This window comes from Gardnerella sp. DNF01199S (assembly GCF_049244155.1).
GTDB classification, from domain to species: Bacteria; Actinomycetota; Actinomycetes; order Actinomycetales; family Bifidobacteriaceae; genus Bifidobacterium; species Bifidobacterium piotii.
On record NZ_CP058380.1, the window covers coordinates 897289 to 915169 of the forward strand.

At 39.6% G+C, this 17881-nt stretch carries 10 protein-coding genes and 1 tRNA gene; 4 read left to right on the top strand and 7 right to left on the bottom strand.

The window, feature by feature from the left end:
* Position 1: 1 nt before the first annotated feature.
* Positions 2-1381: an alpha/beta hydrolase-fold protein gene (locus HXT45_RS03525; protein WP_004133205.1), complete on the bottom strand. Its 1380-nt coding sequence runs from the start codon at positions 1379-1381 to the stop codon at positions 2-4.
* A gap of 294 nt (positions 1382-1675) precedes the next feature.
* On the opposite strand from HXT45_RS03525, the gene HXT45_RS03530 reads away from it, so the two are divergent.
* Positions 1676-3757 (top strand): LTA synthase family protein, encoded by a 2082-nt coding sequence (locus HXT45_RS03530; protein ID WP_248901163.1) that lies wholly within the window; start codon positions 1676-1678, stop codon positions 3755-3757.
* Here HXT45_RS03530 and purD read toward each other — a convergent pair.
* The 6 genes from purD to purT form a co-directional block, all read right to left on the bottom strand.
* Positions 3754-5031 carry a phosphoribosylamine--glycine ligase gene (purD, locus tag HXT45_RS03535; RefSeq protein WP_421781265.1) on the bottom strand — a complete coding sequence of 426 codons (1278 nt, stop codon included), beginning with the start codon at positions 5029-5031 and terminating at the stop codon, positions 3754-3756. The genes HXT45_RS03530 and purD overlap by 4 nt on opposite strands.
* Before the next feature lie 32 nt (positions 5032-5063).
* Positions 5064-6098 carry a phosphoribosylformylglycinamidine cyclo-ligase gene (purM, locus tag HXT45_RS03540; RefSeq protein ID WP_421781267.1) on the bottom strand — a complete coding sequence of 345 codons (1035 nt, stop codon included), beginning with the start codon at positions 6096-6098 and terminating at the stop codon, positions 5064-5066.
* A gap of 75 nt (positions 6099-6173) precedes the next feature.
* Entirely contained in the window at positions 6174-7667 is a 1494-nt protein-coding gene (gene purF / locus HXT45_RS03545; protein WP_421781269.1) for an amidophosphoribosyltransferase, read from the bottom strand.
* 86 nt (positions 7668-7753) lie between these two features.
* A complete protein-coding gene (locus HXT45_RS03550) occupies positions 7754-11527 on the bottom strand; it encodes a phosphoribosylformylglycinamidine synthase (RefSeq protein WP_421781271.1) in 3774 nt (1257 codons plus the stop codon).
* Positions 11528-11652: 125 nt separating this feature from the next.
* Positions 11653-12432, bottom strand: a complete 780-nt coding sequence (purC, locus tag HXT45_RS03555) for a phosphoribosylaminoimidazolesuccinocarboxamide synthase (RefSeq protein WP_004133193.1) — start codon at positions 12430-12432, stop codon at positions 11653-11655.
* A 170-nt stretch (positions 12433-12602) separates the two neighbouring features.
* Positions 12603-13976, bottom strand: coding sequence for a formate-dependent phosphoribosylglycinamide formyltransferase (purT, locus tag HXT45_RS03560; RefSeq protein ID WP_421781273.1), 1374 nt, complete (start codon positions 13974-13976; stop codon positions 12603-12605).
* A 132-nt stretch (positions 13977-14108) separates the two neighbouring features.
* Between purT and HXT45_RS03565 the strand changes: the two genes are divergently transcribed.
* From HXT45_RS03565 to pgsA, 3 genes are all read left to right on the top strand, one after another.
* Positions 14109-14184: transfer RNA gene (locus HXT45_RS03565), tRNA-His, on the top strand.
* Positions 14185-14439: 255 nt separating this feature from the next.
* On the top strand, positions 14440-17139 hold the full coding sequence (locus HXT45_RS03570; RefSeq protein ID WP_421781275.1) for a DNA translocase FtsK: 2700 nt from the start codon (positions 14440-14442) through the stop codon (positions 17137-17139).
* Positions 17140-17263: 124 nt separating this feature from the next.
* Positions 17264-17878 carry a CDP-diacylglycerol--glycerol-3-phosphate 3-phosphatidyltransferase gene (pgsA, locus tag HXT45_RS03575; protein WP_004130762.1) on the top strand — a complete coding sequence of 205 codons (615 nt, stop codon included), beginning with the start codon at positions 17264-17266 and terminating at the stop codon, positions 17876-17878.
* Positions 17879-17881 lie beyond the last annotated feature (3 nt).

Genomic DNA, 17881 nt, shown 5'->3' on the forward strand with positions numbered 1-17881 from the left:
TTTATCGCCTCACCTTCTGATTAACAACCACTTGAATATTACTATAAGAGCTTAAATCTGGATTATGCTTTGCTATTCCAGCGTCTTTACAAAGATGATCAATAGCAACCTTTAATCCGCTTTGAACCGTATGCCAATCGTGGCCTGAGCCTTTAGAAATCATTGTTATAACGCTTATTCCAGCTTTGTGTGCTGCCACAGCAATAGTGGATTGGTTTATTTGTGATTTTGGATCCCATGCTCCTGCTATTGAATAATAATTTTGATTTAATGGAGCGTTTTTTCTCATTATGTTTGCTGGAATATGTTTTTCGTATTCCTTGCGATTCCCGTTAAAATAGCGGTTTATTGTTTCGTTTTTATTCTTGTAAGTTGGCTCTAATTCTCCGCCAGCAGAATACATGTTTCCAAATAACTTTGGATATGCTGGAACTATTTGAGTTGCGCAAGTTCCACCTTGAGAAAATCCTCCCATAAGCCAAAGTGCTGGATTTGTGCTTGCAGGAAGATTTTTGCGAATCCAGCTAACAACATCTTTAGTTAGGTACGTTTGAGCATTCCCATAAACCTTTGTGTTTGCGCAAAGTGAATTGTGCGTTGAAGTGCCATTTTGGTCTGGGGAAACAACAATCGGAGCTAAACCATTGTGTTTTTTAGCGTAAGCATCTAAAGTGTTCACTATTTCGCTTGCAGCAAATAGTCTATTAGGGCTTCCTGGCTGTCCAGAAAGAAGAACCATTACAGGAAGTTTTGGAGCAAATTTTGTTAGCGCAGCTGGAGGAAGATACACATTTGCGATTCTAGCGCGGAAGTTTGATTGCGTTGCAGGAATTCTAACAGAGCGGCTAATGCCTTTGGATGGCATTTTAGGCAGTTTTTTCTGATCTGCTAGTGAGTTCCAATCTTTAATCTCCATAATGGCATTGTGTTTATTATGCTCTTCTAGCTTTGGGTAATTTCCTAATCCAAAAACAGATCCAATAGTTGTGTATTCTCCGTAAATCATATTTACGCGAATCATTGTTGCTAAAACAAATAAGATAATCGAAAAAATAGCGAAAGCTCTTCTGCATCCTTTAGAAATTATTGCAGCACTTAGAGCAAAGCCTACGGCAGCAAATCCTCCTGCAATCGAAAAAATCACAAGCCATCCAAGACTTACGCCAAACACAAGAAAAACGTCGGATATTAGCCAAGTTATGAATCCAAAAATAATGGCAAATAAAAATGCTGAGCCTAATTGAGTTAAGAGTTTTGAAAAATACTTAGACTTTTTAGGTTTTGTAATTAAAAGAACAGCTAAGCATAATCCAGATATTGCGAATATGCTTATAGGTAGAATGCCGTGCATTAAGTTAATTGTGGCAATAAATTGCTTCATTCTTACTGTTCCTTAAAACCTCGCTAGATTGAAGATAACAAACACAACCATTGCAAATATAGTATATAATCCTTAAAATTTTCTATATTTTGTCATCTATTATAATGATAAATGCTATAGAACATATTACAATACATCAAAAGTATGAATATGCATAGTTTTATACGGTTGTTTTGTATGACGATAGCGATACTTAAGATATATGTGTAAATGGATGCGTACACATACATGCGTTAAGAACGTAATAAACGTAATATGCATTAAACATTAGGCGTAAATCAGAAGGGTGCAAAATTGCCATTAAGCAATTCTCTTACAATTTTTAAGCAATTTGAGCGTTTTAAGATTAGGTTTGCTCGTTGGACGTACTCCGTTATGTTTGTTGCTTTTTGCGCAATAATGGTTATGATTGTGCAGCTTTCTGTACAGCGTTCTGGTCGAGTAGAAATGACTTCATCACTTTCGGCAAGCGCTTGGAACATAATCTCAAAAATGTGGCTTAAGCTTAATTTTGTTTTTGTGCTTAATCTTCTTATTCTTGCGTTGATTTATGGTATTTTGCTAATAATCATAAATCGTTTTTGGATTACGTCTGCTATTTTGATTAGCGCATCTATAATTGTTTCTGTTATTGAATATATGAAAGTGAATGTTCGATACGAAACGATTCTTCCAGCTGACTTAAACTTTTTAAAAAGTAATACTGGAAATATCGCATCTTTTCTTCCAGACAACGCAAATGCTGTTATTTTTAGCTCTATTGTTGCTGTTCTAATAACTTGGGTTATTGCGCTTTTATTGCATGTTCTAGATGTTAATCATGGAAAAATTGTTATTATTTCAAATTTAAGAACTTCGATTTTGGTTCGTGTTGTAACTTTAATAGCATTATTAGCGACTTTTGGATGGTATATTTGCACAGTTGGAACTGTTGATTCTAGCGCAAACAATTTTGCTAAGTTTATGGGAGACACGCCATCAATGTGGGACTCCGTTTACGACGCTCAAAGAAACGGCGCATTAGTGGCATTTTTAAGGCAAGTAAACCCAAAGGTTATGGATAAGCCTGCGGATTACAGTGAGCGAACTATGAGCGCTTTGCTAGAAAAATACAATAATGAAGCAAAGAAAATAAACGCTTCTAGAAAATCAAAAATCTCCGATAATACTGTTGTTTATGTGCTTTCGGAATCATTCTCTAATCCAATAAGAGTTCCTGGATTGCAACTAAATAAGAATCCAATGCCGTTTATAAGTTCTGTGAAAGAGAAAACGGATAGTGGATTAATGCTTTCTTCTGGCTACGGCGGAGGAACTGCAAACCTTGAATACATGTCTCTTACGGGATTGAGCATGGTGAACTTTAACTCATCTCTTACAAGCCCGTATCAGCAACTTGTTCCAAATTCTTCTTGGACTCCTACAATTAACAGGTATTGGGGGAGTGAATCTAATTCCATAGCATTCCACCCGTATGAGCCGAGTATGTACTTGCGCTCAACAAACTATAAGAAGTTTGGTTTTAGTAAGTTCTACTCGCTAGAAGCTCCTAATGTTATTGCGCACAAAAATATGCTTGATAAATCGCCTTATGTTTGCGACGAGTCTGCGTATAAAAGCGCGTTTGAAAAAATCGCTTCTGGTAAAAATAACCAATTTGTGCAAATAGTCACAATGCAAAATCATATGCCATTTAGGAATTGGTATAAGAACAATGATTTTAAGGCTAGTTCAAAGCCTGGCTCGCCAAAGCTTGGAAGCTCGGAAATATCTTCGATTGAAACATACGCTAAGGGAGTGAATTACACCGATAAAGCAACTCAAGCGTTCTTAAATGATTTAGATTCTATAAATAAGCCAGTGACTGTTGTATTTTATGGTGATCATCTTCCTGGAATATATAGTACTGCTAGCGACGATGAGAATAATTCTCTAGATTTGCATTTAACGGATTATTTTATTTGGTCAAATAAAAAAGCTAGAGAAAATAAGCAAAAAGAAGATAATTCTAGTGATAATAATGCTAGAAATAATAATGCTAATAAGAATAAAGTCAAAGATTCTTATTCTTCGCCAAACTTCTTTATATCTCAAGTGGCATCTCACACAAATTCTAAAGTTTCGCCATATCTTGCATTCCTTACAAGATTGCACGAAAAGATTAGTGCAATGGAGCCTCCTGTTGTAAATAAGATTCAAGGTTGGGATAGGATCCCGCAAGGTCAGTCCATCTATTTGAATCCAAATGGAAAGCCAATGATTGCTAGTAGTATGAACAAAGAAACTAAGCAATTATTGCATGATTACCGTTTGATTCAATATGATATTACAGCTGGAAAGCATTATCTTAAAAACACAAACTTTCTTGGTTTTTAATTTTTCAATGCTTTAAGTGCTTTAGACGCAATGTCGTGCCTATAAAACATGTTAGAAAGATTAAGATTGTCTAATATGCTATAGGCTTTTGATTGAGCATCTTTAACATTTTTGCCATTTACTTGCAAAAGTGCCACTCTTCCAGAAGACGTTACAAGATTATTGTTTTCGTCTAATTTAACACCGGAATAGTAAACATTTTGATCTGCACTATTAAGAGTGATTTGTGGCAGAGGTGTTCCTGTAACAATCTTTCCAGGGTAGCCTTTGCTTGCTAACACAACGCCGAGAGTTATGCCATTTTTAGCCCAAGTAAATGTTGGCTCTTTGCCATGCAAGATGTTAAAAATGGCTTCGCCAAAGTCGCTAGTAAGTCTTGGAAGAACAACCTCTGTTTCTGGGTCTCCAAAACGAGCGTTAAATTCTATGACTTTTGCGCCATGCGATGTGTTAATCAATCCAGCGTACAAAACTCCTGTAAAAGGCGTGCCTTCGCTTGCAAGAGCTTGCAAAGTTGGGCGTACGATTTTATTAATCGCTTGTTTTACAACGTCATCGCTAATTTGTGGAACAGGGCTATAAGCTCCCATGCCGCCTGTGTTTGGGCCAGTATCGCCATCATGAGCGCGCTTGTGATCTTGAGAAATTGGCATAACCCAAAAATCTGTTCCGTTAGCAAAACTCATTAATGAGAATTCTTCGCCTTCTAAAAACTCTTCTATAACTACTTTTGCTCCAGCTTTGCCAAAACGATGGTCTATAAAAATATCGTCTAAAGCTGCGATCGCCTCATCAACGCTAGTGGCAACTGTTACGCCTTTTCCAGCAGCCAAGCCGTCTGCTTTAATAACAATAGGAGCGCCTTGATTTTTAACGTACTCGATCGCTGGTTCTAGCTCGCTAAATGTTTGGTAGGCGGCTGTTGGAATATTATGCCTTTGCATAAGTTGCTTTGCAAAATCCTTAGATCCTTCAATTTGAGCAGCCGCCTTGTTTGGGCCAAATGCTGGGATTCCATTAGCTTCAAAATCGTCAACAATGCCATTCATAAGAGGCACTTCGGGGCCAATAAAAGCAAAGTCGTAGTTGTTGTTCTTAACAAATTCGATTAAAGCGTTGTGATCCGATTTGCTAATGTTTTCAATTTTGATTCCGCTTTTAATCATGCCTGGGTTTCCAGGAGCAACTGTGACTTCGCTAACGCTTTTACTTGCTAAAAATGCAACTGCGATTGCGTGTTCTCGTGCGCCTGAGCCTACAACTAAAACTTTCATCTTTAATCCTTTATGCTTTAAGATTTTGTGAATTATAACAACTCAACTGCAACGTTTTCGCGTTTAATCATTTTGCCAATAACATACGCTTGTTCATTATTGTTTTTAAGGATTTGCATAGCTTCGTCGGCTTTATTTGCATCAATTGCTAATACCATTCCGATTCCCATGTTAAAAACGTTGAACATTTCTGAGTGGTCTACTTTACCCGACTTTTCAATAAGGTTGAAAATTGCAGGAACTTGCCACTTTTTTGTGTCGATTTGTGCTGCAAGATTATTTGCAAACATTCTTGGAATGTTTTCTATAAATCCGCCGCCTGTAATATGAGCTACGCCTTTAATAAGATGATTAGCAAAAAGCGGTTTTAATGATTTAACGTAGATTTTTGTAGGCTCTAAAAGAACTTCGCCAATAGATTTGCCACACAATTCTTCTGGTTTACTATTTACGTTGTAATTAGCTACATCAAAAAGTGCTTTTCTAACAAGTGAGAATCCGTTTGAGTGCACTCCCGAAGATGCAAGTCCTATAAGAGTGTCTCCAGCTTGTATTTTGCTTCCGTCAACAATGTTTTCTCTTTCTGCAACTCCTACAGCAAACCCCGCAAGATCGTACTCACTTTGATCGTACATTCCTGGCATTTCTGCAGTCTCTCCGCCAATTAATGCTGCTTCTGATTGCACGCATCCGTCTGCAACGCCAGAAACAACTTGCTCAAGTATTTCTGGATTGTTTTTTCCGCAAGCAATGTAATCAAGGAAGAACAGAGGCTGTGCGCCTTGAGCTGCAATATCGTTTACGCACATAGCAACGCAATCAATGCCAATCGTATTATGCTTTTGCATCATTTGCGCAATCATAAGCTTTGTGCCAACTCCGTCTGTTCCAGAAATTAGCACTGGGTCTTTGTATCCAAGGCTTGCTAAATCAAATAGGCCTCCAAAACCGCCAATTCCGCCCATAACGCCTGGTCTTTTTGTACGATTTACGTGGGATTTTATTCTTCGCACAACCTCGTAGCCAGCTTCTACGCTAACGCCAGCTTGTTCATATGCGTTTGGCATTTAAGAATCCTTTCATGTTTGTTTTAAGTGTTTAGTCGAAGTTTAGTCGTAGTTTAATCGTAGTTTAGTCGTAGTTTAATCGCAGTTTTTAGTCGCAAAATTGTATTTACTATTCTTTTTAATATTCTCTAAAACTTCCTTGTCTTCTTTAGAAAGCGAAGCTAAGAATTCATCTCGGTAGTCGTCTAAAGCAGTAGGGTAGTCGCCATTAAAATACGCTACGCATAATCCTCCGTACGGAGCAGGCTTATTTAACCCAATAGACTCAACAAGACCGTCTAAAGATAAGAATGCTAAAGAGTCAGCGCCAATATACTCGCGAATTTGCTCAACGGAATGTTTAGCTGCAATAAGCTCTTTAGTAGTTTGAATATCGATTCCGTAGAAGCACGGGTATTTAAGAGGAGGTGAAGAGATTCGCATATGAACCTCTTTAGCGCCAGCTTCTCTAAGAAGACGAACAATCCTCTTAGACGTTGTTCCGCGAACGATTGAATCGTCAATAACAATTACGCGCTTTCCCTTAACAACACCTCTAACAGCCGAAAGCTTCATGCGAACGCCTTGTTCTCTAAGCTCTTGCGTTGGCTGAATAAAAGTGCGCGCAACGTATTGATTTTTAATCAAACCCATCTCGTTAGGGATTCCGCTTGTTTCGGCGTATCCTGCAGCTGCAGAAAGCGAAGAATTAGGCACACCAATCACCATATCTGCGTTTACAGGAGACTCTTTAGCTAAGCGTGCTCCCATGCGCTTTCGAGCAGAATGAACATTAATGCCGTAAATATTAGAATCTGGGCGAGCAAAATAGATAAACTCCATTGAGCAAACAGCGTGCTGAATATTCTTTGCATAACGCTCAATCTTGTATCCATCATTATTAATAACGATTATTTCGCCAGGCTCAATGTCTCTAATAAACTCCGCGCTAACAATATCTAAAGCGCAAGTTTCCGATGCAAGAACGTAAGCACCATTACTCATTCTTCCTAGACTAAGAGGCCTAAAACCATTAGGATCCGTTGCTCCAATAAGCGCGTCTTCTGTAAGAAGTAAGTATGCAAAACCGCCATGAACAGTTAACAGCGCATCTTTAAGCTTATCCATAAATGAAGTTTTGTTCGATCTTTTAATAAGATGCATCAAAACTTCTGTGTCGGAGTTAGAGTGGAAAATCGCTCCGCAATCTTCTAGCTTATTTCTAAGAGTTGTGCAATTAGTAAGATTGCCATTATGTCCTAAAGCAACATCTCCATCGTGGAAAGAAAACAGAAAAGGTTGAATGTTCTCAACACTTCCAGATCCAGCAGTAGCGTAGCGAACGTGGCCAATCGCGCTGTTTCCAGTAAGATGCTTCATAATGTCTTCGTTTGCAAAAACTTGAGTTAAAAGACCTAAGTTTCTGTATCCTTTAAGATGGCCATTATCGTTTGCAACTATTCCAGCACCTTCTTGGCCTCTATGTTGCAATGCGTGCAAGCCAAAGTAGGTAAGCCTTGCGGCATCGGAATGACCCCACACTCCAAAAACGCCACATTCTTCGTGAACTCCTTCAAGTTCAGCAGACATTCGCACCCCCTATTGTTTTAAAGTTGTAAATCTTAAGTTGTAAATCGTAAGTTGTAAGTCGTAAATCACAAATTGTGAATCCCCAATCATGACGTAAAGTATTCAACGCCAGAGCTAAAAATGTTTTGTGTTCTAAAATCTGGAATATTTACGTACAAACCGTTACCGCTGCGCTCGCAATGACCCATTTTTCCAAACACTCTTCCATCTGGGCTAGTGATTCCTTCTACAGCCATAAGCGAACCGTTTGGATTTACTTTAAGATTCATGCTTGGAACGCCATTGCTATCAACGTATTGCGTTGCAATTTGGCCGTTTTGTATAAGAGTATCCATAACTTCTGGCAATGCTACGAATCGACCTTCTCCATGAGATATTGCAACACTATGAACATCGCCAACTTTGCAATTTGAAAGCCATGGAGAAAGATTAGAAGCAACGCGAGTTCTAACAATCTTGCTTTGATGCCTTCCAATAGTGTTAAACGTTAAAGTCGGGCATTCTGCATCCATTGGAACAATATCTCCAAATGGAACAAGACCGAGCTTAATAAGAGCCTGGAAGCCGTTGCAAATACCAAGCATTAAGCCATCGCGATTGTTTAGCAAATCACGAACAGAGTCGCTAACTGCAGGGTTTCTAAAGAATGCAGCTATAAACTTTGCAGAACCGTCTGGCTCGTCACCTCCAGAGAAGCCGCCAGGAATCATAACAATTTGGCTTTTATTAATCTCTTTAACAAGCTCTTTTGCGGACTCTACAACATCATCAGCGCTTAAATTATTGATTATAAGCGTTTTGCATTCTGCTCCAGCTTTTTCAAACGCTGCTTGAGTGTCGTATTCGCAATTGTTTCCAGGGAAAACTGGAATGATTACGCGCGGCTTGCTCAATGGCGTTCTTCTATTATATTTCATATGATTTCTAACAGGCTTGCGATTAGTGGAATTTATTTCGCGAACTGCGCTTCCTTTACCTCTATATGGGAAAATGCTCTCTAAAGGACTTTCCCAATCTTCCTGTAAATCATCTAAACTAATGATTTCGTTGCAAGCATAAAGCTTAAATTCATTGCACGTTTGTCCAATAACTTCAACGTTTACAAGATTTTCGCTAACCTTGTTTGCAAAATCATCAACGTTAAAATCTTCATCCACTTCTACAAAGAAAGTTCCATATCTAGACTTAAACAAGTCGTCTGTTTTAACAGAGTCGTTAAGCTTTAACCCAATATGGTTGCCCAAAGTCATCTTAAACAAGCTTTCTGCACTAGCTCCAAAACCTGGAGTGCTAATTGCTAGAGCGCGCTTGTTTGAAGTAAGATTTTCAACAATCCTAATCGCTTCTAAGAAGCTTTGAGCGTTAGGCGTGATTCCGTCTTCTTTATACGTAGGTAGTATTCTTAGGATTTTACTATTGGTTTTTTTGAATTCTGGAGAAACAACATTTCGCGCGTCTCCTGTAGAAACAGCAAACGATATAAGAGTTGGAGGAACGTCAAGATTTTCAAAGCTTCCGCTCATAGAGTCTTTACCGCCGATCGCGCCAACGCCAAAATCAATTTGCGCGCTTAAAGCACCAAGAACTGCTGCAGTAGGCTTTCCCCATCTTTCTGGAACATTTTGCGGTTTGCCAAAATATTCTTGAAGGCTTAAATAAGCGTTTTCGATTGTAAAACCGCTTGCTACAAGTTTTGCTAAAGATTCTACAACCGATATGTACGCTCCCGTAAATTGGTTCTTTTCCATAATGTATGGGTTAAATCCCCAAGACATTGCAGAAGCGGTGTTTGTTTCGCCAAATACTGGGAATTTTGCGACCATTGCTTGTGCTGGAGTGAGCTGGCGGCGGCCGCCAAATGGCATAAGAACGGTTGCGGCTCCAATAGTGGAGTCAAACATTTCGCTAAGGCCTTTGTTTGAGCAGACGTTTATGTTAGAAACAAGATTTTTAATGCGCTCAGCTAAAGACTTTCCAGAGTAAACTCTACTTTCGTCTTGCCACTTTGTAGCATATTTTTTGCCATTTTCAACGTAAATATCTTGTGTTTTTGGAGCGCCATTAGAAGCTAGGAATTCGCGGCTTAGATCAACAATTGTTTTTCCTCGCCAAGTCATTTTCATTCGAGCTTCTTTTGTAACTGTAGCTACAATTTGCGCTTCCAAATTTTCTTGACGCGCGTAGCTCAAAAATTCGTCTGCATCGCTTGCAGAAACATCAACTGCCATTCGCTCTTGAGATTCAGAAATCGCAAGCTCCGTGCCATCAAGACCTTCGTATTTTTTAGACACCTTGTCTAAGTTAATAATCAAGCCATCTGCGATTTCTCCGGTTGCAACGCTTACGCCACCAGCGCCAAAATCGTTGCAACGCTTAATAAGGCGGCATGCGTCTTTGCGTCTAAAAAGTCTTTGCAACTTTCGTTCAATAGGTGCATTTCCTTTTTGAACTTCCGCTCCGCACTCTTCAATGCTGTCTGCGTCTTGCGCTTTAGAAGCACCTGTTGCTCCGCCAATTCCGTCTCTTCCAGTTCTGCCGCCTAGAAGAATAATCACGTCTCCTGGCTCAGGTGTTTCTCTTCTAACGTGGTCTGCTGGGGTAGCTGCTACAACCGCTCCAACTTCCATTCGTTTTGCAACATATCCTGGGTGGTAAATCTCGTGTACTTCGCCTGTAGCTAATCCAATTTGATTTCCGTAAGACGAGTAGCCTGCAGCTGCCGACGTTACAATTTTTCGTTGAGATAGTTTTCCTTCTAAAGTTTCGCTAATAGGAGTTCTAGGGTCGGCTGCTCCAGTTACGCGCATTGCTTGATATACGTAGGAGCGTCCCGAAAGAGGGTCTCGAATGCAACCGCCAATGCAAGTTGCAGCGCCGCCAAAAGGTTCGATTTCTGTAGGATGATTATGCGTTTCGTTTTTGAACAAAAACAGCCAGTCTTCATCGTGCCCATTAACGTCAACTTTTACTTTTACTGTGCACGCGTTGATTTCTTCGGATTCGTCTAAGTTTTTAAGCTTTCCTGTATGCTTCAAATATTTTGCGCCAATAGTTGCCATGTCCATAAGGCAAATCGGCTTATTTGTGCGCTTAAGCTCTTCTCGTAGTTTAAGATAACGATTAAATGCATCTTTTACTTGCTCGTCATCTATTTGAACGTTTTCAAAATGCGTTCCAAAAGTAGTATGGCGGCAATGGTCGGACCAATACGTGTCTATTACTTTTATTTCTGTAATAGTTGGATTGCGATTTTCGCTTCTAAAATAGTCTTGGCAGAATTTAGCATCAGCCAAGTCCATTGCTAGCGCGCGATCTTCAATGAATTTTTGCAAGCCGTTGGAATCTAAATCGTTAAATCCGTCTAATACTTCTACGTTTGCTGGAACAATCGCCTCACTTTTAAGCGTATCGACACTATCTAGCGATGCTTCGCGAGCTTCTACTGGATTAATAACGTAGTGTTTAATTGAGTCAATGTCTTCTTTAGACAAATTGCCATTAAAAGCAAGAATTTGAGCAGTTCTAACTTTAGGGCATTCTCCCTGACTAATCATTTGTACGCATTCGCTTGCGGATTGCGCGCGCTGATCAAATTGGCCAGGAAGGAATTCTATAGCAACAACATGCTCATTTGTGCTAATAGGCAAGTAGTCGTAAGTGTTGTCTACTGTAGGCTCGCTAAGAACCGTTTTAACAGCAGTGTTAAAAAGATCTTTAGATATTCCTTCTACATCATACCTGTTTATTATGCGCGTTGATTTTAGAGAATCAATACCAAGAATCTCTTTAAGCTCGTGATTAAGATGTTGGGCTTTTATATCGAAACCAGATTGTTTTTCAACATAAACGCGAAATACCACGGTGAACCTGCCTTGCAATTGTAGTTTTGGCTATTTGTGTTTGGCTATTTTTTTTTATTTGTTTTATTTTATTTGTTTAAGAACGCGCGTGGCTCGCACCTTAAAAGGTACGAGCCACATTAAAATCATTGCTCAGCGCAATCGTTTGGATTGACTTCGTCGAAGTTTACTCCTTCGCTTTGCGCAAGAGATTTAAGCCTCGAGAATATTTCTTCGTAGGCTGGAATTATGTCTCCTAAATCGCGCCTGAACAAGTCTTTATCTAAATGACTTACTTCGGAGCTTGTATTGCGCTTATCCCAAAGTCTGCATGTGTCTGGCGTTATCTCGTCTGCAAGAAGAATATTTCCTTGCGCATCAACGCCTTCTTCAATCTTAAAGTCAACGAGTTGAACGTCGATTTTGTTGAAAATATCCAAAAGTGCATTGTTTACAGCGTGAGCTTGCTTTGTGATTTCTGCCATTTCGCTTTCGCTAGCAAGACCTAAAGCCACAACGCCTTCTGGGTTAATAAAAGGATCGCCAAGATCGTCTGATTTTACACAAAACTCCAAAAGAGGCTTTTTTAGTGCAGTTCCTTCTTTAACGGCATATCGTTTTGCAAAAGAACCAGCAGCTGTGTTTCGCATTATTATTTCTAGCGGAAACATCTTCATGCGCTTTACAAGCTGTTCGGTATCTGAAATTCTGCCAAGAAAATGGCTTTTAACTCCACGAGCTTTAAGAAGATTGAACAGTAGAGAAGTGATTTGATTATTTAAGCTTCCTTTGCCAGCAATTTGAGCCTTTTTAAGACCATTGCCAGCTGTAGCTTGATTCATGTATTGAACCCACAGAACGTTATCGTTACTCGTGGCATACAATTTCTTTGCTTTACCTTCATACAACTTGTCAAGTTTTTCCATTGACGTGCCTCTCCGTTGTATCCATGGCTGAGTGTTGCAAACCATCATTATTTGAAAGTTTATTCAACCGCCAGCAAGATTAGACTAACAATTGTTACCTACATTTTGTTTGTATTATTTTTTGATTTTTTGTCTAATAAAAGTAGTAAAAACCTTGACTTTTCAGCGTTCTACAATGGCAGTTCTACTGTGTGTAATTTGCTTGCAATGCGTGTCGCACAAGATTTTGCGTCATTTACGCTGTTCGATACTGTCAAAATAACACCCATTCGTCTTGAGCCGTGAACTTCTGGCTTTCCAAAAATTCGTATATCGCATCTTGCGCAATCTTCTTCATCTAATGCTTGTGCAAGATTTGTAAATCCTACAGCACCGTTTCCTTGCACAACAAGCGCGTGACTTAATGCAACTTCGTTATCTTTTAAGCAAAGAGCAGCGTGTTTTTGTGTGATTGGAACACCTAATATTGCTAAAACGTGCAAAGCAAACTCGCTATAATATTGCGAAATCATGGTTACCATGCCAGTGTCGTGCGGTCTAGGGGATAGTTCGTTAAAAAGTAAATCTCCATTCTTAAGAACAAAAAGTTCTACACCGTAAATGCCCCAGCCTGTTTCGCCGTTTTCTTTTGCTATTTTGCTTAAACCTTCAACGGCTTTTTTTGCAATATTTTGAGCGGATTTTCTAACATTTTCTGGTATGTTCGCTGGTTGCCATGATTGCCTGTAGTCGCCGTTTTCTTGGCATTGTGCAATAGGTTCGCATGTTGTTATTCCAGCGCTTGAGCACACTGTTAAAACCGTTAACTCGTAGTCTAAAGGCGCAAGTGCTTCCACTATTACGCGAGATATATCTTCACTATTTTCACTATCTTCACTTTGCAAGTTTTGTGTTTTATGCTTAGATCTTCTTCCATTTTGTGCTTCTATCCAAGCATCTTCAAGATTTTTAGAATCTTTTACAATAGATTGACCATGACCAGAAGAACTCATAATTGGTTTCACTACGCATGGGTATCCTACTTTTTTGGCGCCTATTTCTAGCTCTTTATAATTTGACGCAAAACAATATGGTGTAGTAGGCAAACCAATTTTTTCGTGGGCGATTTTTCTCAAAGCTTCGCGATCCATTGCAATCGAAGTGATACTAGAGCTTGGAACAACTTGAATTTTTTTGTTTTTAACAACGTCTTTTAATACTTCGGTTGATATTGCTTCAACTTCTGGGATTATTATGTTCGGGTTTATGTTGTTTATTAGTTCTTGCAATTTTTTAGAATCGCTCATGTCTAAAACGCGATTTTCTTGCGCAACTTGCATTGCTGGAGCATTTGCATAGCTATCTGCAGCACATACTTTAATACCAAGTCTTATGAGCTCTATAGCGATTTCTTTTCCAAGCTCTCCAGATCCTAAAAGAAGAGCTTTTGTTGTGTGTGACGTTGAATTTAGAATGCCAAAAGTGCGATTGTTTTCAACGCTTTTCCAATGTTCTGCTTGCTTATTGAGCATGCTGGTTGCATTTGATTTTTGCAAAAAACTCATAGTCTTATTGTGTCATTAAGTAACGTCGTATTTTGTGCGACGCGCCGAAAATCGCAAGGGTAGCGCAAATTAGAAAAATCGTGTATAGTATTCCTCTGTTGTGCGATTCCCGAAGGGTTTCGCGCTGTAATGGTGGCTATAGCTCAGTCGGTAGAGCATCTGATTGTGGTTCAGAAGGTCGCGCGTTCAAGCCGCGTTAGCCACCCCACTTAATCGGCTGCTTCCCAGCCGATTTTTTTTTACTCTGTATGGCTTTCTGTTTTGTCTTGTTTTTGTGTTCAAACACGTTTATTTTGTTAGCACGCTTTGGAGTAGAATAAGTAAAGCTATTAATTTGATAATATTGATTGGATAATTTTAAGTAATTCGGTTGGTGTTTGTACTTAATGTGAATGATTGCTGGCGATTAGCTTGCTAGTTGTTAGCGGTTTTTGTACGCGCATTTTATGGAGGAGCGATTTATATGCCAAACAAGGGTGGTAAGCAGTCTAAAGCGCAGACTAATGAGCCATTTTGGGAGTCTGCTCTGCTTTTTGTTCCGCGTGTTATTGGCAAAGCAGTTCGCTCGCTTTTTGGAGTTGGGCAATACGATGAAGCCTACCGTAGAGATGGATTGTGCTTTGTAATACTTATTCTTGCTGTTCTTTTTTGCGCATCTGAATGGTTTAGAGTTAGTGGATTCTTAGGTGTTGCGTTGCACTCTTTATCTTCCGCGGTTTTTGGAATTATGAGCGTTGTTTTGCCAGTGTGGCTTAGTGCGGTTGCTATTAGGCTTATGCGAAATAGTGGTGCTAAATCTGGAAATCCTCGTGTTATAGGTGGTTTTGTTCTTCTTCTATGGTCAATTTGCTCAATTTTAGACATTTTGATTGCAAGCAAAAATCAAGAATTTAATATAGATGATTTGCAAAAATCTGGCGGATTATTAGGATTCTTCTTAGGTTCTCCTTTGGCCTGGGGATTATCTAGGATTTTTGCTCTTACAATTTTTGTTATTATTGCAATTTTTGCTATTTTAATGATTCTTAAATTGCATGTTGAAGACGTGACTCAATTTGTTTCATCTGTTTTCTCTAAAAAGTCAAAGAATAATCAAGACTTAGAGAATACAGATGCTGAAAATTCGAGTAATAGCAGCGATAATCTTGAGTTTGCAGAAGGCGTTCCAACTCACGACTCTTCCGATGGCGAAAAGTCGCGTAAAGATTTGCACAATTCAATAATCTCTAAGATTTTTAATTCTATGTTTGGCTCTAAAAAGAAGCGTAATAATAGCGAACTTTTAGATGCGTATGCTGGAGATGATGCTTTTCTTAGCGCTTCTTCTAAGCCAAGTCAAGATGGTTACTCTATTGAAGACTACGGCTCTAAATCGGACCCGCAAGAAGATCAGAATCAAAGTAATCATCCGCGTGTTGTTGGTTCTAATGGTGTTTCTAATGGCACTTATGGCGCTAATTCTTTGCCGTCTTCTGGTCAAATGTATATTGACGAATTTCCAAAAGCGCCAATTAGTGGCGAATCGCAATATAGCAATGATCCATGGAGTAAAATGCCTGGTCAGCAGTTGGATCAATATAGGTCATCGCAAGAAAATGATGAAAATAGTGTGAACAACGCCAATAATGCGAATGATTCTAGCGATTCTTCAAGTGAGTACAGCGAAGAGCCGTACAGATTGCCAGATTTGAACATTCTTGTTCACGGAAAACCGCATGCAACTAGAACTCCTGCAAATGATCGCGTAATTCGCGCGCTAACTTCTACGTTTGAACAGTTTGAAGTAGATGCAAAAGTTATTGGCTTTTTAAGAGGGCCTTCTGTTACTCAATACGAAGTTGAGCTGGGGCCTGGAGTGAAAGTTGAAAAAGTCACAAATCTTCAAAAAAATATTGCGTACGCTGTAGCAAGCACAGATGTGCGTATTTTGTCTCCAATTCCAGGCAAGTCTGCGATTGGTATAGAGATTCCAAACGTAGATCGAGAGATTGTAAACCTTGGAGATGTTTTAAGGTCAGATAAAGCTCGCCAGGATTCAAATCCTATGCTTACTGGTGTTGGTAAAGACGTTGAGGGTCATTTTGTAACTGCTGCTCTAGATAAAATGCCGCATTTGCTTGTTGCTGGTGCTACTGGTTCTGGAAAGTCAAGCTTTATAAACTCTATGCTAACTTCGATTATTATGCGTGCTACTCCAGAGCAGGTTCGCATGATTTTGGTAGATCCAAAGCGAGTAGAGCTTTCTGCATATGCTGGGATTCCGCATTTGCTAACTCCGATTATTACAGACCCTAAGAAGGCAGCTCAAGCTCTTGAATGGGTTGTTGAAGAGATGGACTCGCGCTATGACGACTTGCAATTCTTTGGTTTCCGTCATGTTAAAGACTTTAACAAGGCCGTGCGCGAAGGCAAGGTTCATGCTCCAAAAGGCTCTGAGCGAAAAGTTGCTCCATACCCGTATTTGCTTGTTGTTGTAGACGAGATGGCTGATTTGATGATGGTTGCAAAAAACGACGTTGAAAGTTCTATTCAGCGCATTACTCAGCTTGCTCGTGCTGCAGGTGTGCATTTGGTTCTTGCAACTCAGCGCCCGTCTGTTGATGTTGTAACTGGCTTAATTAAGGCGAATATTCCATCTCGTTTGGCTTTTGCTACGTCTTCTGCTACGGATTCGCGCGTTATTTTAGACACTGTTGGCGCGGAAACTTTGATTGGTCAAGGAGATGCGTTGTTCCTTCCAATGGGTGCTGCTAAGCCTCAGCGAGTTCAGGGCTCTTGGGTTAGTGAATCAGAAATTCGCAAAGCTGTAGAATATGTTAGAACTCAGCGAAAGCCTAGATATAGGGAAGACATTGAGCAAATGGCTGCAAAAGCAGACGAACAGGCTCAAATTCAAGCTAAAACAACAGATATTGGCGACGATATGGATGAGCTTCTTCAAGCTGCCGAGCTTGTTGTTGGTGCGCAATTTGGATCTACGTCTATGCTTCAACGAAAACTTCGTGTTGGATTCTCTAAGGCAGGCAGACTTATGGATTTGCTTGAATCGCGTGGCGTTGTTGGGCCTTCGGAAGGATCTAAAGCGCGTGAGGTTCTTGTTCAACCGCAAGATTTGCCTAAAGTATTAGCTTTTATTAAAGGCGAGTCTGATTCTTTGAATTAAGCATAATTAAGCATAATTAAGCACTTTGAATTAAGTATTGTTAAAGCATTGCTAAAGGATAGTTGTTAATTAAGTTTTGCGTTTGCTATACCATATTTGTGTAGCGGTTATGGAGGTATTAACGATGTTGCAAAATGGTAAGTCTAAGTTGCTAGAAGGTTGGAATTGTGCTCCAAACATTGTGACTTACATAAGAATAGCTCTTTCTGTTGTATTCATCGTTTTGTATCTTATCTCTGGGCCTTGGGGCTATGCTTCTACTTCGGTTCGCTGGGCTGCGTTTGCAATGTTTATAATCGCAGCTTCAACAGATAAATTAGACGGTTGGATGGCTAGAAAATATAATCAAGTTACAGAGCTTGGAAAACTCTTAGATCCTATTGCCGATAAGCTTTTAATACTTTCTGCTCTTATTATTGCTTCTGCTTTTGGTGAACTTTATTGGTGGATTACTCTACTGTTTGTTCTTAGAGAAATAGGCATTACTGTTCTGCGTTTTTACGTTATAGATAAAGGTGGAAAAGTTATTGCAGCATCTTGGGCAGGAAAGTATAAGACACTTTCTCAATCTGTTGGAATTTCAATGTTGCTTGCGCCTATTGTTCCAATGTTTTGCGCTTATAATGTTTCTGTTTGGGTTGTGTGCTACTACTCACTTTGCTACGGTTTTATAGGCATTGCTCTTGGCTTTGCGCTTTATTCTGGATTCCTTTACGTGCGCGGTGCATTTAAGCGATAGTAA

Coding starts and splice junctions, on each gene's coding strand:
- HXT45_RS03525 (WP_004133205.1), bottom strand. CDS start 1,381: ATGAAGCAATTTATTGCCACAATTAACTTAATGCACGGCATTCTACCT.
- purD (WP_421781265.1), bottom strand. CDS start 5,031: ATGAAAGTTTTAGTTGTAGGCTCAGGCGCACGAGAACACGCAATCGCA.
- purM (WP_421781267.1), bottom strand. CDS start 6,098: ATGCCAAACGCATATGAACAAGCTGGCGTTAGCGTAGAAGCTGGCTAC.
- purF (WP_421781269.1), bottom strand. CDS start 7,667: ATGTCTGCTGAACTTGAAGGAGTTCACGAAGAATGTGGCGTTTTTGGA.
- purC (WP_004133193.1), bottom strand. CDS start 12,432: ATGGAAAAACTTGACAAGTTGTATGAAGGTAAAGCAAAGAAATTGTAT.
- purT (WP_421781273.1), bottom strand. CDS start 13,976: ATGAGTTTTTTGCAAAAATCAAATGCAACCAGCATGCTCAATAAGCAA.
- HXT45_RS03570 (WP_421781275.1), top strand. CDS start 14,440: ATGCCAAACAAGGGTGGTAAGCAGTCTAAAGCGCAGACTAATGAGCCA.
- pgsA (WP_004130762.1), top strand. CDS start 17,264: ATGTTGCAAAATGGTAAGTCTAAGTTGCTAGAAGGTTGGAATTGTGCT.